This window comes from Pseudochelatococcus lubricantis (assembly GCF_042432495.1).
Classification (GTDB): Bacteria; Pseudomonadota; Alphaproteobacteria; order Rhizobiales; family Beijerinckiaceae; genus Pseudochelatococcus; species Pseudochelatococcus lubricantis.
In genome coordinates, this window is record NZ_JBHLXC010000012.1 from 264,175 (window position 1) to 286,723 (window position 22,549).

The 22,549-nt window shown below is 67.2% G+C and carries 21 protein-coding genes; 13 read left to right on the top strand and 8 right to left on the bottom strand.

The genetic code is table 11. From position 1 onward, the window contains the following. Nucleotides 1-83: 83 nt before the first annotated feature. The 5 genes from ACFFJ7_RS16795 to ACFFJ7_RS16815 are packed head-to-tail and all read right to left on the bottom strand — an operon-like array spanning nt 84 to nt 3,799. On the bottom strand, nt 84-935 hold the full coding sequence (locus ACFFJ7_RS16795) for a FadR/GntR family transcriptional regulator (protein ID WP_377593880.1): 852 nt from the start codon (nt 933-935) through the stop codon (nt 84-86). After that, nucleotides 932-1,279: a RidA family protein gene (locus ACFFJ7_RS16800; RefSeq protein WP_166954071.1), complete on the bottom strand. Its 348-nt coding sequence runs from the start codon at nt 1,277-1,279 to the stop codon at nt 932-934. The genes ACFFJ7_RS16795 and ACFFJ7_RS16800 overlap by 4 nt, the downstream gene beginning before the upstream one ends. A 6-nt stretch (nt 1,280-1,285) precedes the next feature. Next, nucleotides 1,286-2,101, bottom strand: a complete 816-nt coding sequence (locus ACFFJ7_RS16805; protein WP_377593881.1) for an SDR family NAD(P)-dependent oxidoreductase — start codon at nt 2,099-2,101, stop codon at nt 1,286-1,288. After that, nucleotides 2,094-2,906 (bottom strand): shikimate dehydrogenase family protein, encoded by an 813-nt coding sequence (locus ACFFJ7_RS16810; RefSeq protein WP_377593883.1) that lies wholly within the window; start codon nt 2,904-2,906, stop codon nt 2,094-2,096. Before ACFFJ7_RS16810 ends, ACFFJ7_RS16805 begins: the two co-directional genes overlap by 8 nt. Further along, complete coding sequence (locus ACFFJ7_RS16815; RefSeq protein ID WP_377593885.1) at nt 2,906-3,799, bottom strand: 2-hydroxy-3-oxopropionate reductase; 894 nt, start codon at nt 3,797-3,799, stop codon at nt 2,906-2,908. The genes ACFFJ7_RS16810 and ACFFJ7_RS16815 overlap by 1 nt, the downstream gene beginning before the upstream one ends. A gap of 107 nt (nt 3,800-3,906) precedes the next feature. Here ACFFJ7_RS16815 and ACFFJ7_RS16820 point away from each other — a divergent pair, with 107 nt between their 5' ends. Further along, the gene (locus ACFFJ7_RS16820) at nt 3,907-4,671 is read left to right on the top strand and encodes an HpcH/HpaI aldolase family protein (RefSeq protein ID WP_377593886.1); all 765 of its coding nucleotides are present in this window, start codon (nt 3,907-3,909) and stop codon (nt 4,669-4,671) included. An 11-nt stretch (nt 4,672-4,682) separates the two neighbouring features. Continuing rightward, nucleotides 4,683-5,900, top strand: a complete 1,218-nt coding sequence (locus ACFFJ7_RS16825) for an NAD(P)/FAD-dependent oxidoreductase (RefSeq protein ID WP_377593887.1) — start codon at nt 4,683-4,685, stop codon at nt 5,898-5,900. A 40-nt stretch (nt 5,901-5,940) separates the two neighbouring features. Here ACFFJ7_RS16825 and ACFFJ7_RS16830 read toward each other — a convergent pair whose 3' ends face one another. Next, the gene (locus tag ACFFJ7_RS16830) at nt 5,941-6,768 is read right to left on the bottom strand and encodes a L,D-transpeptidase (RefSeq protein ID WP_377593888.1); all 828 of its coding nucleotides are present in this window, start codon (nt 6,766-6,768) and stop codon (nt 5,941-5,943) included. 361 nt (nt 6,769-7,129) lie between these two features. Here ACFFJ7_RS16830 and ACFFJ7_RS16835 point away from each other — a divergent pair, with 361 nt between their 5' ends. After that, a complete protein-coding gene (locus ACFFJ7_RS16835) occupies nt 7,130-9,253 on the top strand; it encodes a 4Fe-4S binding protein (RefSeq protein WP_377593889.1) in 2,124 nt (707 codons plus the stop codon). Continuing rightward, a complete protein-coding gene (locus ACFFJ7_RS16840; RefSeq protein ID WP_377593890.1) occupies nt 9,250-10,125 on the top strand; it encodes an FAD:protein FMN transferase in 876 nt (291 codons plus the stop codon). Before ACFFJ7_RS16835 ends, ACFFJ7_RS16840 begins: the two co-directional genes overlap by 4 nt. A 72-nt stretch (nt 10,126-10,197) precedes the next feature. On the opposite strand, the gene ACFFJ7_RS16845 is transcribed toward ACFFJ7_RS16840, so the two are convergent. Both ACFFJ7_RS16845 and pedF read right to left on the bottom strand, forming a co-directional pair. Next, nucleotides 10,198-11,112 carry a substrate-binding periplasmic protein gene (locus tag ACFFJ7_RS16845; protein ID WP_166954085.1) on the bottom strand — a complete coding sequence of 305 codons (915 nt, stop codon included), beginning with the start codon at nt 11,110-11,112 and terminating at the stop codon, nt 10,198-10,200. A 3-nt stretch (nt 11,113-11,115) separates the two neighbouring features. Continuing rightward, nucleotides 11,116-11,802: a cytochrome c-550 PedF gene (gene pedF / locus ACFFJ7_RS16850; protein WP_166954087.1), complete on the bottom strand. Its 687-nt coding sequence runs from the start codon at nt 11,800-11,802 to the stop codon at nt 11,116-11,118. A 182-nt stretch (nt 11,803-11,984) separates the two neighbouring features. Between pedF and pedA1 the strand changes: the two genes are divergently transcribed. The 9 genes from pedA1 (at nt 11,985) to ACFFJ7_RS16895 (ending at nt 22,496) form a co-directional block, all read left to right on the top strand. Continuing rightward, nucleotides 11,985-13,178 carry a lanthanide ABC transporter ABC transporter substrate-binding protein PedA1 gene (gene pedA1 / locus ACFFJ7_RS16855; protein ID WP_377593891.1) on the top strand — a complete coding sequence of 398 codons (1,194 nt, stop codon included), beginning with the start codon at nt 11,985-11,987 and terminating at the stop codon, nt 13,176-13,178. Nucleotide 13,179: 1 nt separating this feature from the next. Beyond that, a complete protein-coding gene (locus ACFFJ7_RS16860) occupies nt 13,180-14,148 on the top strand; it encodes a YVTN family beta-propeller repeat protein (RefSeq protein WP_377593892.1) in 969 nt (322 codons plus the stop codon). Between the two features lie 26 nt (nt 14,149-14,174). Beyond that, nucleotides 14,175-14,633 (top strand): cupredoxin domain-containing protein, encoded by a 459-nt coding sequence (locus ACFFJ7_RS16865; RefSeq protein WP_166954092.1) that lies wholly within the window; start codon nt 14,175-14,177, stop codon nt 14,631-14,633. A 7-nt stretch (nt 14,634-14,640) separates the two neighbouring features. Beyond that, entirely contained in the window at nt 14,641-15,360 is a 720-nt protein-coding gene (pedB, locus tag ACFFJ7_RS16870; RefSeq protein WP_377593893.1) for a lanthanide ABC transporter ATP-binding protein PedB/LutE, read from the top strand. Beyond that, a complete protein-coding gene (gene pedC, locus ACFFJ7_RS16875; RefSeq protein ID WP_377593894.1) occupies nt 15,357-16,187 on the top strand; it encodes a lanthanide ABC transporter permease protein PedC in 831 nt (276 codons plus the stop codon). Before pedB ends, pedC begins: the two co-directional genes overlap by 4 nt. Nucleotides 16,188-16,493: 306 nt before the next feature. Then, complete coding sequence (locus ACFFJ7_RS16880; protein ID WP_377593895.1) at nt 16,494-18,260, top strand: PQQ-dependent methanol/ethanol family dehydrogenase; 1,767 nt, start codon at nt 16,494-16,496, stop codon at nt 18,258-18,260. A 75-nt stretch (nt 18,261-18,335) separates the two neighbouring features. Next, the gene (locus tag ACFFJ7_RS16885; protein WP_166954474.1) at nt 18,336-19,058 is read left to right on the top strand and encodes a response regulator transcription factor; all 723 of its coding nucleotides are present in this window, start codon (nt 18,336-18,338) and stop codon (nt 19,056-19,058) included. 40 nt (nt 19,059-19,098) lie between these two features. After that, entirely contained in the window at nt 19,099-20,274 is a 1,176-nt protein-coding gene (locus ACFFJ7_RS16890; RefSeq protein ID WP_377593896.1) for an FIST signal transduction protein, read from the top strand. Further along, complete coding sequence (locus ACFFJ7_RS16895; RefSeq protein WP_377593897.1) at nt 20,274-22,496, top strand: PAS-domain containing protein; 2,223 nt, start codon at nt 20,274-20,276, stop codon at nt 22,494-22,496. The genes ACFFJ7_RS16890 and ACFFJ7_RS16895 overlap by 1 nt, the downstream gene beginning before the upstream one ends. Nucleotides 22,497-22,549: the final 53 nt, after the last annotated feature.

The following is a 22,549-nucleotide window of genomic DNA, read 5'->3' on the forward strand; positions in this document are numbered from 1 at the left end:
CGGCGCGGCTTCCGTTGCTGAACGAAACCGTCGCTTTCGCTATCTTCTCGCACCGGCTGCCCTGGCGGACGCCGCGGCCCGGCTTATCCCCCCGCCGGTATTTTCAGACCGGCGAACAGTGTGCCGGACGCCTGCGGCTGCGTCGCATCATCAGCGTTGATGCCCGTCGCCAGCGCAAGGGCGCGCACTCTTTCGAGGCTGTTCTGGAGATGCTGGCGCATGGCCTCGCGCGCGGCAGGCGCGTCGCGCCGTTCAATGGCCGCGACGATGCTGTCGTGCTCCGCGTGGATGCGCGCGTAGTAAGCTTCCTTGTATTCGCTGGCCACGATATGGCCGAGCCGAAAGCGTGGCGCGATGATCGGGCGAAGGTAATCAAGAAAGCCGAAGATGAACTCATTGCGGGTGCATTCGGCGATCTTGAGATGAAAATCGTAGTCGTAGTGGATCTGGACCTGTTCGGGATCTTCGTGAAGCGCATCCACCTGTTCCATCAGGCTGCGGATGGCGCGGGCTTCCTCATCGGTTCGTCGCTGGGCGCACAGCCCCGCCGATTCGACCTCGACGCTGAGACGAAGCTCAAGCAAAGCAATGGTTTCTGGCAGAGTCGCGAGCGCCTCGGCCGGGATCATGAAGCCTTGCTGGTGCGGCGCCTCGCTGACGAAGATACCCTTTCCTTGCCGGGGGATCACAAGACCGGCAGAACGCAGTCGCGCGATGGCCTCGCGCACCACCGTCCGGCTGACGTTGTATTCGGCGCCCAGTTCCGCCTCCGTCGCGAGCTGGGCGCCCGGCGCCAGCGCCCCGGACCGCACCTTTTCGGACAGGCTGTCAGCCACCACGGTGGACAGGGGTTTGCGCTTCGCCACGAGTTTTTCCTTCACCTTGCTGCGGCCATGCGCGGAACCAATCCGGGCGATGGCCACGAAAACCGTCATACGGCCGCGGTCACGATGAGTTCCACCAGCATTCCGGGCTTTGCCATGCGGCCCTGCCCCGAGGAACGGGCCGGCGCGTATTCCTTCGGCATCCATTGGTCCCAGACGACATTGACCTCATCGAAATCGCGCACATCGTCAAGCCACATCTGTACGTGCAGAATGCGCGTCTTGTCCGTGCCGGCCTTCGCGAGGAGAGCATCAATCTTGGCAAGAACCTCCCGCATCTGGCCTGCGGCAGACTGGCCGGGCGCGGCCACCTGTCCGGTCAGATAGACCGTGCCGTTGTGGATGACACCATGATGGATACGGGTGTCGAAATCGAAACGTCTGATCTCGGTCATCTCTTCTCAATCACCTTGTTGGTCGGAAACAGTCCTGATCGGATTGCCGCGCAGGTAGTGGGCGTAAGGCGCCTGAACCAGCCAGCCGGCATCGACAGGCAGCGTTACGCCGGTAATCGAGGCCGCGCGCCAGGAACACAGGAAGAGCGCCGCCTCGGCGACATCCTCGGGGGCCACGAAACGGCGTAACGCCGTGGTGGCGCGTATCGCGTCCGGATCGCGCTCGCCGGCGGCGATCCTGGCTTTCAGCCCGTCCGACAGCGTATAACCGGGCGCGACCGCATTGACACGGATGCCTTGCGGACCAAGCTCGGCGGCGAGAATGCCCGTGAGGCCGAGAACGGCGTGCTTTCCGGGTGTGTAGGCCGGCAGCGACAGGGGCGCGAAGGAGGCCAGCGAACCCACGTTCAGTATGGCGCCCCCGCCCTTGCGCGCCATCAGGCGGCCGAAAATCTGACAGCCGAGAAGCGTGCCGCGATAGTTGATGCGCCACAGGCGCTCGTCTTCGTCGAGATCCTGATCGAGCACGCGCTTGCCGCTTTGCAGAATGCCGGCGCAGTTCACCACCACGTCGGGAATGCCGAAGGCGGCCTCGGTCTCGCGGCCGAGCGCCTCGACGGAGGCCGGAGCGGCGACATCGGCGGCGATGAACCGCGCGGCCGGCGCACCCTGCCGCCCGCATTCCGCCGCAACTTCGTTGCCACGCGCAGCATCCCGTCCCGCAACAACGATGTTCTCCCCTTCCTGCGCGAAGCGGAGGGCAATGGCGCGGCCGATGCCCGAGGTGCCGCCGATGACGACGACGGTGCGTGCTTCATTCATGATTGCGCCTCGCACGGTCTATATCGAAGAATTCGGCCATGGCCTGCACCTGGAAATCCATCATCGGCCGGCCGGGCTGAACGGGGCATCCGATCGCCTTCGCCGCGCGCAGGAGCGCGGTTTCCGCCGGCTCCATGATGATGTCCACCACCGTCGTTTCAGGGCTCAGCCGGCTGACGTCGAACGGCAGTGGATCGCTGGCGCGCAGGCCCGTCGGAGTTGCGTTGATGGCCATGTCCATCCCGGCCGCATCGGCAGGACCGACGGCGATGCGGCAGGCGGGAAACGCTTTGGCGACAAGGCCCGCAAGTTGCGAGGCACGCCCTTCGTCAATGTCGTGGAGGCGGATATCGCCTGCGCCCGCCTCTGCCAGACAGTAGGCCAGCGATGCACCCGCGCCGCCTGCGCCGACCTGAAGAATGCGCTGCCCCTCGATGCGATGCCCGCCGGCCCTGAGACCGTCGATGAAGCCGACGCCGTCGAAATTGTCGGCATACCAGCTCCCGTCGGCCTGCCGGCGAACGGAGTTGGCGCTCTTCACCCGCGCCGCCCTGTCATGCGCCGCCCCGCACTTATGGAAGACGGCCGTCTTGTAGGGCACGGAAACGATGACGCCGCGAACATTCTCGGCGGCGGTGATGCCGGCCCAGAATGTGTCGAAGTCCTCCGGCCTGCAACTCAAAGGAACCATCAGGCTGTCGAGGCCGCGCTGCTCGAAAATCTCGTTGAAGATGCCGGGACTTTTCGCGTGCCCCACGGGGTGGGCCAGCATCACGAAAACATCTGCTTTACCGGTTCCGCGCATCAGGAAACTCCTCTTGTCTCAGCCACGGGATGGTTTGCCAGCACTTCGAGAGCCTGCACCAGCGCCGCGTGATCGGCATCGCCTGCGCCGCGCGCCGCGCAGGCGTTCAACAGTTCCTGCACGGTTGCGGTATTGGGCAGCGCCACGCCGAGCGCACGCGCGCTTTCCAGCGCAAGGCCAAGGTCCTTCTGGTGCAACCGGACGCGGAACCCCGGCGCGAAGGTGCGCTCGATCATCCGCTGGCCGTGGACTTCGAGCACGCGCGAGGCTGCGAAACCGCCCAGCAGCGCCTTGCGCACCGTCGCCGGATCGCAGCCCGCCTTACTGGCGAAAACCAGCGCCTCGGCCACGGCCTCGATGTTCAGCGCTACAATGATCTGATTGGCGATCTTGCAAATCTGTCCCGCGCCATTGTTTTCTCCGACGAGGGTGATGTTCTTGCCGAGAGCTTCGAAAATCGGCAAGGCACGCTCGAACTCGGAAGCGGGGCCGCCGACCATGATGGTGAGGCTGGCGTCCCTGGCACCCACCTCCCCGCCCGAGACAGGGGCGTCGAGATATCCCGCCGCTTTTTCCCGCACGGCCCTGGCAAAATCCGCCGTGGCGATCGGGCTGATCGAACTCATATCGATCACCAGCGCGCCGGCCGAAAGGCCGCCGACGACGCCGTTATCGCCGAGAAGCACACGCCCCACATCGGGGGTGTCGGGCAGCATCGTGATGACGATTTCGCTGGTGCGCGCCACCTCGCGAGGATCGGGAACGACCGTTGCCGCCAGACCTTCAGGCAGCGCCGAACGATTGAGCGACGTGACGATCTCGTGGCCCGCCGCGGCAAGGTTGCGCGCCATCGGCGCCCCCATCACCCCCAGCCCGATGAAACCGATTTTCACAGCGATTGTCCTTTCCGCGTTCGGCTGGCGCTGTTGCAGCAGACAGTAGATATGATATATGACATCATACAAATTTCAATCGGCCTCAAGACACGGAGACACCGAAATTGCAGGAACGTCCCAATTTGCTGAAAGCGACCTTGCGAGAGGGCAAGCCCTGCATCGGGTTGTGGTGTTCTCTGGCATCGACGCTGGCAACCGAGATCGTGGCCGGCTCCGGCGCGGGGTGGCTGCTTGTCGACGGCGAGCATAGTCCCAACGACTTGCGCAGCGTCATGGCGCAGCTTCAGGTCATCGCCGCCTTTCCTTGCGAGGCGGCTGTGAGGCTTCCCTCCGACGATCCCGTGCTCATCAAGCAGTTCATGGATGCCGGTGCGCGCAGCCTCATGATTCCCAACGTCCGCACTGCGGCGCAGGCACGCGACATCGTCGCGGCCATGACCTACGCGCCCGACGGCTTCCGGGGCTTTTCGGTCGGGCACCGCGCCAACCAGTTCGGCCGCATCGCCGGTTATCATCAGAAAGCACGGGAAAACCAGCTTCTCGCCGTGCAGATCGAATGCAGGACGGGCGTCGCCAATGCCCGCGAGATTGCCGCTGTCGAGGGCGTGGACGTGCTGTTCGTCGGGCCGGGCGATCTTTCCACCAATATGGATGCCATGGGCAATCCCGGTGCGGACCATGTGCAACAGGCCATCGCCGCCGTCCGGCAGGCGGCGGCCGGCGCCGGCAAGGCAAGCGGGATACTCGCGCCGGCGAAGGCCGACGCCGACCGCTATCTTCGCGACGGCTTCACCATGGTTGCGGTCGGCTCGGACCTCGGCCTTCTGGCGCGCGGCGCCGACAACCTGATTGCATCCTTCTCACGCTGAAAGCTGCCACCATGGCCATCCCTTCCTATAAATCCCCGTCCCGCACTTCCTACGATGTCGTCATTGTCGGCGGCGCCGTCATCGGCTCCTCCACCGCCTACTGGCTGAGCCAGAAGCTGGGGGCGCGCGCTTCCATCCTCGTTGTCGAACGCGACAGCAGCTATGAGTTCTCCTCGACCGCGTTGTCGACCAGCGCGATACGCCAGCAATATTCGAACCCCATCAATGTGAAGATCAGCCAGTTCGGCGTCGAATTCATCAAGGGATTCAGGGAGAGGATGGCGCCGTTCTACACGGATGAACCGGCGCCCGACCTGGGATTCAGGGAGAACGGCTATCTTTACTGCATTTCTCCGGAAGGGATAGAAGCGGCGCGCGAGCGCGTTGAACTGCAGCGCAGTCTCGGCGCCCATACTGTCTTTCTCGAACCCGGTCCTCTCAAGGATCTCTTCCCGTGGCTCAACGTCGACGATCTCGGCGGCGGCGCCTGGGGTTCGCGCGACGAGGGATGGTTCGATTCCATGGGGCTGTTGAACGGCCTGCGCCGCGCCGCCCGGGCCAGCGGCATCGCTTACGTGGACAATGCCGTGACCGGACTGGAATTGACCGGCGGGCGCGTCACGGCCGCACGGCTGTCGACCGGCGAGACCGTTTCGTGCGGCGTCCTCGTCAATGCCGCCGGGCCGCGGGCTCAACAGGTCGCCGCCATGGCCGGCCTGTCCATCCCCGTCGCCCCGTACAAGCGCTACAGCTTCGTCTTCGCCAGCAACACGCCCATTCCCGGCCGCATGCCGAATGTCATCGATCTCTCCGGCACTTTCGTGCGCCCGGAAGGCGAGCTGTTCCTGACCGGCAATACCCCGCTCGACGACGGACCCGCCGACTATGACGACTTCGAGACCCGTCATGAGGAGTTCGACGACCGCATCTGGCCGGCGCTGTGGCACCGTATTCCCGATTTCGAGGCCCTGCGCGTGATGCAGAGCTGGACCGGGCACTACGAATACAACATGCTCGACCACAACGGCATCGTGGGTTTCCATCCGGAGGTGAGAAACTTCATGTTCGCCAACGGCTTTTCGGGCCACGGGCTGCAACAGTCGCCCGCTGTCGGCCGCGCGGTCGCGGAACTGATCGTCGATGGCGCGTTCCAAACGCTGGATCTGACGCCGTTCCGCTATGAGCGTATCCCGCTCGACGAGCCTTTCATGGAAGAGGCGGTCATATAGCGCGTGGGACCTTCAAGCCGAAGCGCGCTGCCACTCTGCTTCACGAAGCGGATTTCGTCCGCGCGGGCCGGGAAGCCGCGCGCGCGGGCGCATCGTGGCTTGTCACGATAACGCGCGCGCCGGGCTGAACCCGTTCATAGAGGTCGACGACGTCCTGATTGAACATGCGAATGCAACCGGCAGAGACAGACCGTCCGATCGAGGACGGATCGTTGGTCCCATGGATGCGATAATAGGTGTCGATGCCGTTCTGGAACATGTAGAGCGCCCGCGCGCCCAGGGGATTGCCCAGGCCTCCGTCTACGCCGTCGGCATACTTGGCGTAATGATCCGGACTGCGCTTGATCATGTCCTTCGTCGGTATCCAGCGTGGCCACTGCTGCTTGTGCTCGACGACCGCCTCGCCCTCGAAACTGAGACCCGCGGCTCCCACGCCGATGCCGTAGCGGACGGCTTTTCCGTCCGGCAGCACGAAGAACAGGGAATGCTGTGTCGTGTTGACGACGATCGTGCCCGGCGGCTCCTTCGTCCTGAAGTCGACCACCTGCCGGACGTTGCGCGGCTTGACCTTGGCCGGGTCGATGCGCGCCAGCTGGAACTGGCCGTCGAGTTTCTCGTCATAGATGACTCGCGGATCCCAATCCTCCACCTGCCACGCTCTCGCGTCCGACACCTCGGCAAGGGCGAGAGGCGAAGTATCGACGGCAGAGACATCGACGGAAGGCAAAGCCTCGGCGGGAGGCGACTGCGGCCCTGCGGCCGTGGAGCCTGTGCCGACGGCCGCCGACCGTGTCGTAGGGGAACACGCCTGCAGCATCAGCGCCAACGCAATAAGAGAGGCAAGCTTCGCCAAGCCGACATTAATCAAGATAGAAATCCTTCACCTCATCCGACAGCGCGTAGCAGTGCCGAATCAAACGCTTCCACCATATCGCAGGGTCGCGTGACGCCTCGGCTTACGCCATCCCCGTCGACGGTCACCAGATCGTTATTAATGAGAAATTCCGGATCGTGTTGCAAATGCGCATCGGTTGGCGGCAACGCTCGACAGACCGGCCGGGCACTTCGTTCATGAAGCAGGCCTCACACGGGTCCGCGCCTTCGCATCGGCCCCCTGCCCCCGCGACCTTGGTCGTATGTCGCGTCCGGCGCTTCCGGCCTATCGTTCCATAGGGAGAGCCGGCGCGAAAAGAACCGGTCCCGAAACGTTCCCTGGGAGGAACCGGCCGATGTGGAGGAGACTGGCGGTCCGGCTGGCCGCGCAGGCGTTCGCGCTGTGGGCCGTTGCGCTGTGCGGCGCCTTGCTGCCCGCCATGGCCGACGTGCCCGGCCCGCTGCCGCGCGAGGCGCTGGAGCCAATGATCGTGCCGCCTTATGCGCTCGGCGAACCGGTGAATGACAAGGGCGTGTGGAGCCTGCTGAACTCGGGCGGCGCGGAAGCGGGCTACGTGTTCCAGACCGGCCCGCTCGCCCCGCTGCCGGGCTTTTCCGGCGCGCCGATCGACATGCTGGTGATGCTGGATCCCGGCGGCCGCTTTCTCGACGTGCGGCTCATCTCGCACAACGAGCCGATCTTCGTCTCAGGGTTGGGCGAAGCGCCGTTTCGTGCCTTTCTGGAGCAATATCGTGGCCGCTCGATCCGCGAGTCCCTGGTCGTCGGCACGCCCTATGGCACGGGCGGCGCGGGCGCGGGACAGGTCCATCTCGACGGCGTGAGCAAGGCAACCGCCTCGGTGCGCATCGCGCACGACTCGATCATGGCCGCCGCCTTCGCGGTAGCCCGCGAGAAGATGGCGGGCATCGGCGGCGCCACGCCCGTGCGTCCCGATCCCTCGGTGGACGAGACGCTCGACTGGCAGGCCCTGATCAGGCAAGGGCTTGCCATAAATCTGCGCGTGACCAACGCCGAACTCGACGCCGCCTTCGCCGGCACTGTCTGGGCCGACGACGATCCCGACGCCTCGGCCGATCCCGGCGCGCTCTACCTCGATCTTTGGGCGGTGGACATCGGGCCATCGGCTGTCGCCCGCGCCGTGCTGGACGACGCGAGCCTCGCCGAGCTTCAACGCTTCCTTGATGTCTCCGGCGACGACGAGCCGCTGCTGCTGATCGAGGCGGGCCGCCATGGCCTCGTCTCCGACGACTTCGTGCGCAACACCGCGCCAGACCGGCTGCTGGCGGAACAGGGCGGGCTGCCCGTCGCGCTGCGCGATGCCGATCTCGCTGTCGCGACGCGCCCGGGTGTGCCGGAGGGCAAGACCATGATCCTGCGCATCGACCGCCGGCTGGGCTTCGACCCGACGCGCGACTGGACGCTGTCCGCGCAGGCCGTGCGCGCCCACGGCATGCTGCAGCCGCAAACCGGCACCCGGAGTTTCCCGCTCGTGCTGCGTGCCGATGCCCGCTTCTATACGCGGGTCGGCGGGGCTCCGGCCCTGCCGCCGTGGCAGGAGGCGATGCTCGGCCGCAAATACGATCTCGTGGCGCTCGCCCTTCTGCTGTTGCCGCTGCTGGTGGCGCTCGGCCCGGCGATGCGCCGGCTGGCCGCGCTGCCGCACTTCGGCCTGCTGCGGCTCGCGGTGCTGGCGGTGGTGATCGGCTTCGTCGGCTGGTGGGGGCAGGGTCAGCTCTCCATCGTCACCGTGCTCGCGGCGCTGCGCGCGGCCATCGGCGGCGGCTCCTTCGCCGTGTTGCTCTACGATCCATTCTCGCTGATGGTGTGGGCGGCTGCCATTCTCGGCTTCGTGCTCTGGGGCCGGGGGCTGTTCTGCGGCTGGCTGTGCCCCTTCGGGGCGATGCAGGAGTTCGCCCATCGCGCCGGCCGGTTGCTGCGCCTGCCCGAGCGCAATCCCTCGCCCCGCTGGGACGGGCGGTTGAAGGCGGGGAAGTATGTCGCGCTCGCCGGCCTCGTCGCCACGGCTTTCCTGCTGCCGGGAGAGGCGGAGAAGGCTGGAGAGATCGAGCCGTTCAAGACGGCCGTCACCACCGCCTTCCAGCGCGAATGGTACTATGTCGCCTATGCGGCCTTCTGGCTGGTGCTGGGCATGGTGACCTTCAAGGGCTTTTGCCGCTACGTCTGCCCGCTCGGGGCGCTGATGGCGATCGGCGGCTGGCTGCGGCTGCGCGACTGGATTCCCCGTCGGACCGAGTGCGGCTCGCCGTGCCAGCTTTGCAAGGCACGCTGCCGCTACGGCGCCATCGCGAAATCGGGCAGGATCGCCTATTCCGAATGCTTCCAGTGCCTCGACTGCGTAACGATCCACGACGACGCGAAGCAATGCGTCCCGCTGGTGCTGGCGGCAAGGGCCCGGCAGAAGGGACGCCCCGCGCGGGCGCGGGAGGCCGCAATATGATGAACCGCCGCCGTTTCATGGCCATTGGCGCCGCCTTTCTCGCAGCGCCGGCGCGGGCGGAAGTGATCACCTGGCAGGCGCCGGCGCTGGGCGGCCTGGTGCGCGTCGACCTGCGCGGCCCCCGCGCGCTCGCGACGGAGACCGCGCGGGCCATCGCCGCGACCATCGAGGAGGTGGAGGCGGCAGCGAGCCTCTTCCGTCCGGAATCCGGGCTCTCGCGGCTCAACCGCGCCGGCCGCCTCGACGATCCGCCGCCCGCATTGCGCGATCTGCTGACACTCGCCGGGCGCATGCATGCCGCCACGGCAGGTACATTCGACGCGACCGTCCAGCCGCTGTGGCAGGCACTGGCGGAGGGCGCCGATCCCGCTTCCGCCCGCGCCCGGATCGGCTGGGAACGGGTGCGCCCCGGTCCGCCCGTCATCCTCGGCACCGGTCAGGCGCTGACGCTCAACGGCCTCGCGCAGGGCTACGCCGCCGACCGGGTGCGCGAGACGCTGCACGCGGCGGGCTACGGGCGCGTCCTCGTCGACATGGGCGAGTTCGCCGCCCTTTCCGGCCCGTTTAGGATCGGTGTCGACGATCCGGAACTCGGCCAGATCGCCATCCACGATATTCTGGGAGATGCTATCGCCACATCGAGCCCCGGCGCGATGCGGCTCGGAGGCGCCTTCCACATCCTCGGCCCGGCGGGACAGCGGCCGGTGTGGTCCACCGTCTCGGTGCAGGCGGCCAGCGCGGCGCTAGCGGACGGGCTTTCCACCGCCTTCTGCCTGATGGACGCGCCCGCGATCCGTACGGCGCTGGCGCGACTTCCGGAAGTCTCGGCCGTCACGGCGGCAAGCTTTTCGGGCGATGTGACGACGTTCTGAGCGCTTGCCGATCAAGCGCAATTATCTGGCTGCCAAGAATCCGCTCAAGATAGTGGAATTGAAACGTGGATGTCAGCGTTGCGGCGGCTCGAAAGTCAGCCCGTGCCGCGCGAAAATGGCAGCGATGCGCCCGTCCGCCAGCGCCGCCTCGATGGCCGCGTCGACCGCATAGGCGAGGTCGCGGTGCTGGAAGTTGACGCCGACGCCCACGGTCCACCGGCTCCGGGAAAAGCCGACGAGCGGCGGCTCGTGCATCTTGATGCCGGCTTCCGGATGCCGCGCCATCCCCGCCTGCAGCTCGGCGCGCGGCCCCATGGCGGCCCTGGCCTCCCCCGTCGCAAGTGCATCGACGGCGACGGGCGTGCTGCGGAAGCGGTGGATCTTGTCCACCGGGCCGATCAGCGATGTGAGGTAGAAATCCGAGATGGAGTCGTTCTCCACCGCCACAGGATCATAGCGGAAGAAGGGCGCCGTCGGCCCCTTTTCGGGGTATTCCGCAGCGCTGTAGGCAATCGCGATGGCTTCGGTCGCATACTGGCCGGTAAACACTACCTGCTCGATCCGGCAGGTCAGCAGACTGTCGTAGGGCACGTGCAGCATCACGTCGCTGACGCGCCCGCCGACGGCTGCGCCTTTCCAGACGTAATTCAGCAGGTCGGCGTCGAGGTTCTCCCCCGCCTGCACCAGCCGGAAGCGCGGCTCGACCTTGAGTTCGGCGGCGATGAGGCGGCCGATTTCGACATCGACGCCCCGTGCCTTGCCGCCTTCCTCCCACGACCAGGGGCGGAAATCCTCATAGACGGCGAACTCGATCCAGCCCTCGTCGACGATGCGGTCGAACGTGCGCCCCACATCCTGCGCGAACGTGTTCTGCGGCTTGGGTTGGGGCGTAAAATCCTCGCAGCGCGCGAAGGCGCCGCCGGGGAGGACGGCGCCGAGCGCAAACGCCAGAATGGCCGCCGGCAGCGCGGACAGGAACCGGGCCATGCCTTACTCCGTCGCCGAAAGCCCCACGGTCAGGATTTCACCGGCCCGCTTCCAGCTATCGGGCGCATCCGCCAGAACGCGCGCCGCCTCATAGGCCACGCTGTCGGCCACCGGCGCCCCCGACGCGGTCTTGATCTCGCTGGCGATCCCCTCAAGCTCCGTCTTCAGCGCCGCCGGGTCGGCCACCTGGCCGGAAGCCAGTTCGTTGCGGATCGCGTGCAGCCGGTCCGAGTGGGCGTCCACCGCGCCATCCTCCGGCCGGGTCTCGATATAGGTGCGGATCGCCCAGGCCGCTTTCTGGCCGAGAACGTCGCCGAAAGCGGGCATCTTGGTGACGCCGTCCTGCGTATAGCCGTGGCGGAAGCGGTCGACGAACCACTCGTCGCCGACTTCCTCGGCCTCGATGAAACGCAGGTCGGGCGCGAGGCCGCCGGAAACCGCGCCCAGCCCGTGGCAGCGCGCGCAGTTCTGCGTGAAACCCGAAGCCCCGGCCTCGACAGCCCTCAGCCAGACGTCATGGCCGGCCTTGCCCTCCCGGTAGGGGTTTTCGGTCAGCCATTCCTCGCCCACTTCGGGCAGGGCGTCCGTGTTCACCGGCTGCGGCGCCACATCGCCGTGGGCGACGACCATGCTGACCGTCGCGAGAAGCGCCAGTGCGGCGATGCCGCCGCGCATGTGGTTCCTGGACATCTTTCCTCCACCTGTGTCTTTTCAAACGTGCTTTTTACTTATTTCAAGGTGTAGAGCCACGCGGCGCACGCGCGATATGCGACCTTGGTCGCGATCTGCATAGGACCTTGGTCGTATTTCACCCCGCAAGTGTCCGCTCCTATTCTTTGAAAGGGGAGGAAATCATAATGCGGAAAGCCTGCATGCGGGGGGCCGGAAGGGCCTGCCTGCTCGCGGCGGCCTGGGCCGCCGCGCTCGGAACGGCAGCCTTCGGAACGAACGCCTCGGCGGAGATTGCCATCTCCCTCACGTATCTGCGCCAGGAGGTGGAAGCGCCTCCCGTTCTCTCGAACCTCGACCCCGTGCCTGAGGATCTTGGCATCGCCGGCGCCGAGGTCGCGCTGACCGACACGAAAACCACCGGGCGTTTTCTCGGCCACCTCTACAGCCTGGATGTGGTGTCGGTTGCGCCGGGCGGCGACCTCGCCGGGGCGGCGAAGACGGCGCTCGCGGCCGCTTCCTTCCTGCTGCTCGACGCGCCGGCCGACGACATCCTGAAGATCGCGGACCTGCCGGAGGCGGCGGGCAAGCTCATCTTCAACGTGGCCTCGGGCGAGCGGCGGCTGCGCGATGGCGACTGCCGGGCGAACCTGCTGCACACGATCCCCGAGGACGCGATGCGCGCCGACGCGCTGATGCAGGTGCTGAAGGCACGGCGCTGGACGCGGACCGCGCTGATCGTGGGGCCGAAGCCGCAGGACCGGGTCTTCGCCGACACGCTGCGCGCCTCGGCCGTCAAGTTCGGCGTGGCGATACTGGCCGAGAAGGAATGGACCTTCAACACCGACCTGCGCCGGGCGGCCGGGCAGGAAATTCCGCTGTTCACGCAAGACTTCCCCGACCATCACGTGCTCCTCGTCGCTGATGAGGCCGACGACTTCGCCCGCTATGTGGAGCACAACACCTGGCTTCCACGGCCCGTCGCGGGTTCGGACGGGCTGCGCAGCGAGGGCTGGGCGCCGGTGCTTGAGCAATGGGCCGCCGTGCAGCTACAGAACCGCTTCGAGAAGGCCGCGAAGCGCGAGATGCGCAGCCGCGACTATGCCGCCTGGACGGCGCTGCGCACTGTCGGCGAAGCGGTGACCCGCACCGGCTCGGCCGATCCGGCCGCACTGCGCGGCTACATCCTGTCGAACGCCTTCGGTCTCGACGGCTTCAAGGGCCGGACGCTGACCTACAGGCAGTGGAACGGCCAGTTGCGCCAGCCGATGGCTGTGGTGAACGCCCGCGCGCTGGTCGAACTCGCGCCGCTCGACGGCTACCTGCACCAGACCAACGAGATGGACACGCTTGGCCTCGACCGGCCGGAAAGCGCCTGCAAAGCCTTTGGAGGATGATATGGGCCCCCGCACCCGCCTTGCCGCAATCCTCATGATGACCGCGCTGCCGATGGAAGCCTCGGCCGGGGAAATCTGGGTCACCAACGAGAAGGACGACAGCATCTCCGTCATCGATACGGAAAGGCTCGAAGTCGTCCGCACGATCCCGACGGGCGAGCGCCCGCGCGGCATCACCTTCAACGCCGACCACAGCCGCGTCTACATCTGCGCCTCCGACAGCGACACCGTGCAGGTGATGGACCCGGAGACCGGCAAGATCCTGCACGAGCTGCCGTCGGGCGAGGACCCGGAACAGTTCGTGCTCGCGCCCGACGACCGGCATCTGTGGATCGCCAACGAGGACAACGCGGTGACGACGGTCGTCGATGTCGAGACCCGCCAGGTCGTGGCGCAGATCGATGTCGGCATCGAGCCCGAAGGCATGGCGATCTCGCCCGATGGCAAGATCGCCATCACCACCTCCGAGACGACGAACATGGCCCACTGGATCGACACCGCCACCCACAAGGTCTTCGCCAACACACTTGTCGACAGCCGCCCCCGCCACGCGGAGTTCACGAAGGGCGGGCGCGAGCTGTGGGTGTCCTCCGAAATCGGCGGCACGGTCACCGTCTTCAACGTCGCGGACCAGAGCGAAAAGGGCAAAATCCGTTTCGCCATCAAGGGCGTGAACGCGGACCTCATCCAGCCCGTGGGCTTCGAGTTCACGCCCGATGGAAAGACTGCCTTCGTGGCCCTTGGCCCGGCGAACCACGTCGCCGTGGTCAATGCCGAGACACTTGAGGTGGAAGACTACATCCTCGTCGGCCGCCGGGTGTGGCACCTGGCCTTCTCGCCCGACCACAGCAGGCTCTTCACCACGAACGGTGTTTCCGGCGACGTGACGGTGGTCGATGTCGCGACGCGCGAACCGCTGAAATCGATCAAGGTCGGCCGTTTCCCATGGGGCGCGGCGACGCGGCCATAAGCATAACTGAACGAAGGGAGGACTGGATGAAACGCATGACGATGATCGCGGCCCTGCTCGCGGCGGCGATGCCGCTCGCGGCGCTGGCGGACGGCGACGACGATGGCGCCAACGGCAAGCTCGGCCTCGCGGGCCTGTTGTCGGCGCAGAACCGCGAGACCCTGCCGAAGCTCACCCTTTCCGCCGGCGCGCCGCTGGCGGAGAAGCCGATGACGCTGAAATCCGGCAAGTACTACAAGCTGACGATCGAGGCGGACGGCAGCCAGGAACTCGCGCTCGAAGGCCCCGGCTTCTTCCGCGCGGTCTGGGTCAACGAGATCGTCATCGAGGGGATCGAGGTTCGCCCGCTCGGCGTCGACTCGCTGGAGTTCGACGAGGCCGGCGAGGCCGAGATCAGCTTCGTCGCCGTCAAGCCGGGCAGCTACCACCTCAAGGTGCCGGGCACGACGGGCGACCTGCAGACCGTCGCCATCACCATCGAATAGGCGCATCATGGCCGGGCTCGTGGCCGAGGGACTGACACACGACTGGGGCAGCAGGCGCGCCCTGGACAATGTCGGCTTTCGCGTTGAACCCGGCCGCTTCTGCGCGCTGCTCGGGCCGAACGGCGCGGGAAAATCCACGCTGTTCGGCCTGCTCACGCGGCTGTTCACGCCGCGCGCGGGCCGCATCGTCATCGCGGGCCACGACCTCGCCCGCGAGCCGAGCGCCGCGCTGGCGCGCATCGGCGTCGTGTTCCAGCAATCGACGCTCGACCTCGACCTCACGGTGCGGCGCAACCTGCTCTATTTCGCGGCGCTGCACGGGCTTTCCGGCCGCGAGGCCGGCATGCGCATCACTGCGGCGCTGGAGCGGCTCGGCATGGCCGAGCGTGCCCATGAGCGGGCGGCCGCGCTCAACGGCGGCCACCGGCGACGCATGGAGATCGCGCGCGCCCTGATCCACCGGCCCTCCGTTCTGCTGCTCGACGAACCGACCGTGGGCCTCGACGCAGCCGCGCGCCGGGCGATCACCGATCACGTTCACGCGCTCGCCCGCGACGACGGGCTCACCGTGCTCTGGGCCACGCATCTCGTGGACGAGGTGCGGGCCGACGACCGGCTCGCGATCCTGCATCGCGGCCGCGTCCTTGCCGACGGCGAGGCGGGGGAGATCGGCGGCGCGGATCTCACCGCCCGGTTCCTTGCCCTCACCGATGGAGCACAGGCATGACGGGTTCGCCACCGGACGTCTCCGCAAGTAAAGCCGCCCGGCATGCGCTCGTGGCGCTTTGCGCCATCCTCCACCGCGAGGCCTTGCGCTTCCTTGGCCAGCGCGGGCGGCTCGTCGCCGCGCTGGTGCGGCCGCTCGTCTGGCTCATCGTCTTCGCCTCCGGCTTCCGCGCAGCGCTGGGGCTTTCGATCACCCCGCCCTACCAGACCTACATCACCTACGAAATCTACATCGTTCCCGGCCTCGTCGGCATGATCCTGCTGTTCAACGGCATGCAGTCGTCGCTGAGCCTCGTCTACGACCGCGAGATGGGCTCGATGCGCCTGCTGCTGACGGCGCCGCTGCCGCGCTGGTGGCTGCTGTTCTGCAAGCTCGTCGCGGGCAGCCTGATCTCCGTTTTGCAGGCCTACGCCTTCCTCGCCGTGGCGGCTGCATGGGGCGTGCGCTTCACATGGTGGGGCTACCTGGGGGCCCTGCCGGCGATTTTCGCGGCCGCGCTCATGCTGGGGGCGCTCGGCCTGTTGCTGTCCTCGCTGATCAGGCAGCTCGAAAACTTCGCCGGGGTGATGAATTTCGTCATCTTCCCGATGTTCTTCCTGTCCTCGGCGCTCTATCCGCTGTGGAAGATGGCGGAAGCATCGATGCTGCTGCGCGACGTCTGCGTCGCCAACCCTTTCACCCATGCGGTGGAGCTGATCCGCTTCGCGCTCTACGGGCAGGCGAACTGGCTTGCGGGCGCGGTCACGCTCGGAGCGCTCGTCGTCTTCGGCGGGGGCGCGATATGGGGCTACGACCCCGCCCGCGGCCTCGCCGCGCGCAAGGCCTGAGGCGCGGCTATAGCAGCGATGCGCCGTCGGCGCCGAAGACGAGCCGCTCGGACCCCGCTGCCGCGGCAAACGCCCGGATGCCCATGACAATTTCTCCCTTTTCAGTTTATTCTAATCGCGTCACCGTAGCCGCATATACGACCAAGGTCCGGGTTGGAGCGGAGGCACGGCCGTTGTCCGATGTTACGACCAAGGTGCAATATACCGTCGCCCCGCGCGCACCAATAATGAGAAAGTAATGAGAAGGAGATGGCTGGCCGCCGGCGGCGAAACCCCGGCTGCCCGTGCCGTAGAGGGAGGAAACAAATGAGAAGAATCATGCTGGCCGCGGTCACGGCCGTGGCTTGCGTCGGGCTGGCGCAGGCGCAGGTGACGGAAGAAGATCTGGCGAAGGACGCCGACACCGTCGGCGACGTGCTGACGAACGGCCTCGGCCGCGGGCTGCAGCGCTACTCGCCGCTGAAGACGCTGAACAGAAACAACGTGCAGAAGCTCGTACCGGCCTGGGCCTTCAGCCTCGGTGGGGAGAAGCAGCGCGGACAGGAAAGCCAGCCGATCATCCACGACGGCGTGATGTACATCACCGGTTCCTACAGCCGCATCTTCGCCATCGACATCGCAACCGGGAAAGAACTCTGGCAGTACGACGCCCGGCTGCCCGAGGGCATCCTGCCTTGCTGCGACGTGGTGAACCGGGGCGCCGCCATCTATGGCGACAATGTCTACTTCGGCACGCTGGACGCGCGGCTGATCGCGCTGAACCGCAAGACGGGGCGTGTGGTCTGGAACAAGAAGCTCGCAGAGTACAAGGAAGGCTATTCCTACACCGCCGCGCCGCTCATCGTGAAGGGCCTCATCATCACCGGCAACTCGGGCGGCGAATTCGGCGTCGTGGGCGAGGTGCAGGCGCGCGACGCCAACACCGGCGAACTGGTCTGGTCCCGCCCGACCATCGAGGGCCACAAGGGCACTTTTCAGGGCAAGGAATCGAGCATGACCGGCACGCTCAACGCCACCTGGCCGGGCGACGCCTGGAAAACCGGCGGCGGGGCAACCTGGCTCGGCGGCTCCTATGACGCGGATACCGACACCCTGATCTTCGGAGCCGGCAACCCCTCCCCCTGGAACAGCCACCTGCGCGGCGCCGGCACGCCTGTCGAGGGCAACAAGGGCGACAACCTCTATGCCGCGACCCGCCTCGGGATCGACCCCGCGAACGGCGAGATCAAGTGGCACTTCCAGACCACCCCGCGCGAGGGCTGGGACTTCGACGGCGTGAACGAGGTCGTGCCTTTCGTCGCCGCCGACGGCGCGAAGCGGTTCGCCACCGCCGACCGGAACGGCTATTTCTACATCCTGAACCGCGAGGACGGGAAATTCGTCAATGCCTGGCCATTTGTGAAGAACATCAACTGGGCCAAGGGCATCGACAAGGACGGCCGCCCGATCTACGTCGAGGAGAACCGCCCGGGCAACCCCGCCGCGGCGGCAGACGGCGCCAAGGGCCAGCAGGTTTTCGCCGTGCCGTCCTTCCTCGGCGGCAAGAACTGGATGCCGATGGCCTACAGCCAGAAAACCGGGCTGTTCTACGTGCCCTCTAACGAATGGGGCATGGACATCTGGAACGAGCCGATCAACTACAAGAAGGGCGCGGCCTATCTCGGCGCGGGCTTCACCATCAAGCCGCTGTTCGAGGACTACATCGGCAGCCTGAAGGCCATCGACCCCAACACCGGCGCAATCCGGTGGGAGTACAAGAACGCGGCGCCGCTGTGGGGCGGCGTCATGACCACGGCCGGCGGACTCGTGTTCACCGGCAATCCGGAGGGCGAGTTCCTCGCGCTCGATGACGAGACGGGCGAGGTGCTGTGGAAGTTCCAGACCGGTTCAGGCATCGTCGGCCAGCCGGTGACGTGGGAGCACGGCGGCGAGCAGTATGTGTCTGTCATCTCCGGCTGGGGCGGCGCTGTGCCGCTGTGGGGCGGCGAGGTGGCGAAGAAGGTCAACTACCTCAACCAGGGTGGCATGGTCTGGACCTTCCGCCTGCCGAAGGAAGTGGCCGCAGCCAATTGATGACCGGCGACGGGGGCGGGCCGCCCTGCCCCCTTAGCCCCGTTTCTGGCCAGGATCGACCGGAGTATGCAAAAGATGCCCGGCTATTATGAAACTTTCCGCGAAACCGCCGTCGCGCCCCGCACCGAGCCCCCGCCGGTCGCGGTGGACCTGCACTCGGTGCTCATCGTCGACGACCATCCGCTGTTCTGTGACGCGCTGGCGATGACGCTGACGCGCCTCGTCGGCATCGAGACAGTGGAGGCGGTCGGCACGCTGGAGATGGCGCTGCTGCGGCTGGAGGCCGGCCCGCTGCCGGATGTCGTGGTGCTCGACCTCAACCTGCCGGACGTGAACGGCCTCGACGGCGTGGTGCGGCTGCGCAAGGCGGTCCCCGCGACGCCGATCGTCGTCGTGTCGTCGCTCGACGAATTGCGGGTGGTGCGTGCCGCGCTGCGGGCGGGGGTGAACGCCTTCGTGCCCAAGCACGCCGACCGCGAGGAATTCCGCGCCGCCTTCGCCGCGATCACCCGCGGCGATATCCATGCCGCGCGCATGGCACTGGAGATGGCAGCCGCCTCGCCGTCCGAACAGGTCGTCTCGCGGCTGGCGTTGCTGACGCGGCAGCAGGCGAAGATCCTGCAGATGGTCTGCGAGGGCCTGATGAACAAGCAGATCGCCTACGAGCTTTCCATCGCCGAAACGACGGTGAAGGCACATCTGACCGCGATCATGCGCAAGCTCGGCGTGCAGACACGGATGCAGGCCGTCCTGTTCGTGAAAGAGGCGAGCTTCGCCGCCATGACCCCCGAGGGATGAGCATTCCGCCCATCCCGCGGACCTTCAGGGGAAACAGACGATGACTGTGGCGGGAAGGCACACGGATGCGCGCGCGCCAATCGTCCGGCGTGCCTCCGTGCCAGCGCGGGGGCCGCGTCCGGCCGAGGAACTGGCCGAGGAGCTGGGGCCGGGGCCGTTCGCGCTCGTCATGCTCTTCGCCTCTCCCGAGGCCGACCTCGTGCGGCTCGCCGGGCAGGCCGCGCGGATTTTCACCGGGGCGCGGCTCGTCGGCTGCACGACGGCGGGAGAGATTTCCCGCGCGGGCTACGACGAGGACACCATCGTCGCCGTCGCGCTGCCCGCATCGCATTTCGGCGCCGAGACCCTGACCATTCCCGACCTGTCGCGACTGGAGCCGCGCGACCTGACAACCGCCGTGGTGCGGGCGCGCGAGGCGCTGGCCCAGGACCATCCCGCCTTCGCGCACGAATTCGCCATGCTGCTTGTGGACGGGCTGTCGGTGAAGGAGGACGAGCTTGCCTCGGCGCTCGCCACGGGCCTCGGCTCCATGCCGCTCTTCGGCGGCTCGGCGGGGGACGGCACTCGCTTCCGGCAGACGCTGATCATGGACGGCGACCGGCTGCTGCGCAACGCCGCCGTGTTGAGCTTCGTGCGCAGCGCCTGTCCGGTGCGGATATTCAACCTCGACCATCTGGTGCCGACCGCGAAGCGCATGGTCGTGACGCTGGCCGAGCCGCGCCGCCGCATCGTGCGCCGGATCAACGACGAGCCGGCGGCGCGGGAATACGCCCGGCTTCTGGGCAAGGACGGGCAGCAGCTCACACCCTTCACCTTCGCCGCGCATCCGCTAGCGGTGCGCATGGGCGGGCGCCATCATGTCCGCGCCATCCAGCAGGTGGCGCCGAACGGCGATCTGCTGTTCTTCTGCGCCATCGACGAAGGAGTCGTGCTGACGGTGGCGGAGCCGCAGGACCTCGCGCTGCATCTGGAACGCGAACTCGACCGGCTCGGCGACCCGGCGCAGCCGGCTGCCATCCTCGCCTTCGACTGCATCCTGCGCCGGCTTGAGGCACAGGAGAAGCAGCTCACGGGCCGTGTGTCGGACATCCTGCGTCGGCACGGCGTCACCGGATTCTCGACCTATGGCGAGCAACTGGGTGCGATGCACGTCAACCACACCATGACGGGCATCGCCTTCTACCCGCCGGGCACGGCATTGCCGGAGGACGGCTGATGGCGCGCATCTCCGACTGGCTGATCGATCCCGCCGACACGCAGGAGCGCACCGTCGAAAAGCTCCTGACCGTCACCGAAGTCCTGATGCGCCAGGTCGAGCAGGCTTCCGGCGAGCGCGGCGCGGCCTACGAGCAGTTCCGCCGCGCGGCGCTGCTGGAGGACCGTGTGCGTCAGCGGACGCGCGATCTTGAATACGCCCTGCGGCTTCTCGGCGAAACCAACGGCCGCCTCGCGGCGGCAAAGCAGACGGCCGAACGGGCGCAGCGCGACCTCGCCAACGCCATCGAAGCCGTGCAGGAGGGCTTCGCGCTGTTCGACGAGGCGGACACGCTGCGGCTCTACAACTCCCGCTTCTGCCGCGACATGCCGGACGTGCGGCAGAGCCTGCGCGCCGGCATGCCGTTTTCCGAATATGTGGAACTCGTCAGCCTTTCGGCCGCGCTCGCCCTGCCGCCCGGCCAGGCGCGGCGGGACTGGGTGGCGGCGCGGATGCAACGCCACCACGACAGGCAGGTGTTCAACGTGGCGCTTGCCGGCGACCGCTGGCTGCAGGTCAGCGCCCAGCGCATCAACGGCGGCGGCACGGTCATGTTCCAGACCGACGTGACCGACATCATCCGGCTGGAGCGGATCGAGCGCGGCAAGATGCTCGACGATCAGGCCCGCATCATCCGCGCGACGCTGGAGCATATCAACCAGGGCGTCTGCGTCTTCGACGCCGGGCTGCGGCTCGTGGGCTGGAACCAGCGGCTCGCGCAGCTCCTCGACGTGCCGGCGGCGGTGCTGCGCCAGGGGACGGGGTTCGACAGCCTGCATCGCCGTTTCGGCCACGACAGCGTCTATGACGAGCACCTGTCGTTCGAGGCGCTTTCCGTCTGGGCGCACGGGAACGGACCGCGCCCGCCGCTCTCCTTCGAGATACGCCGCCCCTCGGGCGTGATCCTGGACGGCTTCGCGCAGGAAACGCCCGAGGGCGGCTTCGTCATCTCCTTCAGCGATGTCACGCGCGAGCGGCTCGCCGTGCAGGCGATGCTGCGCGCCAACGCCTCGCTGGAGGCGCGGGTCGCGGCGCGCACGCTCGATCTGGAAGCGGCGCTGGCGGACGCGGAGCGGGCGAACGCATCGCGCGTGCGCTTCGTGGCGGCGGCGAGCCACGACCTGCTGCAGCCGCTGTCGGCGGCAAAGCTCTTCGTGGCTTCCGTGCGCGACGACGCGCAGAACCCGCAGACGCGCTCCCCGCTGGAAAAGGCCCTCAATGCGCTGGTCAGCGTGGAGGGAATCCTGCATGCGCTGCTCGACATCTCCCGGCTGGAGGTGGGCGAATCCGCCGTCGAGGTCGTGCCGGTGAGGCTTGCGCCCCTGCTCGCGCAGTTGACGGACGAATTCGCGCCGGTCGCCGCCGGCAAGGGGCTGCGGCTGACGATCCTCCCCTGCCGTCTCACGGTGGTGAGCGATCCCGCCTACTTGCGGCGCATCCTGCAGAACCTGATCGGCAACGCGATCCGCTACACCCGCACGGGGCGGGTGTTGGTCGGTCCCCGGCGCATCGGGGGCAACGTGCGGATCGAGGTGCACGATACCGGGCCTGGAATCGCACGCGAGGACCAGCAGGCCATTTTCCGCGAGTTTCACCGGCTGGACGGGTCGGCTTCCGCCTCGGAGGGAATGGGGCTCGGTCTCGCCATCGTCGAGCGCGCCTGCGCGCTGCTCAACCACCGGCTGTCGCTGGCGTCGGAACCCGGGCGGGGCACGTCGTTCTCGGTCGAGATGGGGCTCGTCGCCTCCCGCGCCCTGCATCCCGACGTGATGGCGGCCATCGCCGACGAGCCGCGCGACGGCAGCAACCGGATCGCACTGCTGGTCGGCAGCGACCCCGACCTGCGGCGCGACATCGGCCTGCTGCTGGAAAGGCGCGCTATCGCCGTATGGGAGGTGGGCAGCGGCGAGGAGGCGCTGGCGCTGCTGGACGAGATCGGCATCGTGCCTGATTTCTATCTCGTCGACCACGAGTCCGACCATCAATCCGGCACAGGCATGCGCTGCGTCGAGACCGTGCTGGCCCTGCGCGACCGCCATGGCGACAGGCCGACGTGCATCCTGACGGCAGACCCCGCCTGCGGAACGTGGGCGGTAGGGATCGGCTGCATGCGCAAGCCTGTCGACGCCGCCGCGCTCGACGCCTTCCTCGCCAGCGTCGCCTCGATGCCGGCACGGCCATGATAGGGCACTACGACCAAATCGCGACCAAGGTCGCATTGTTCCCGGCGGCGTTT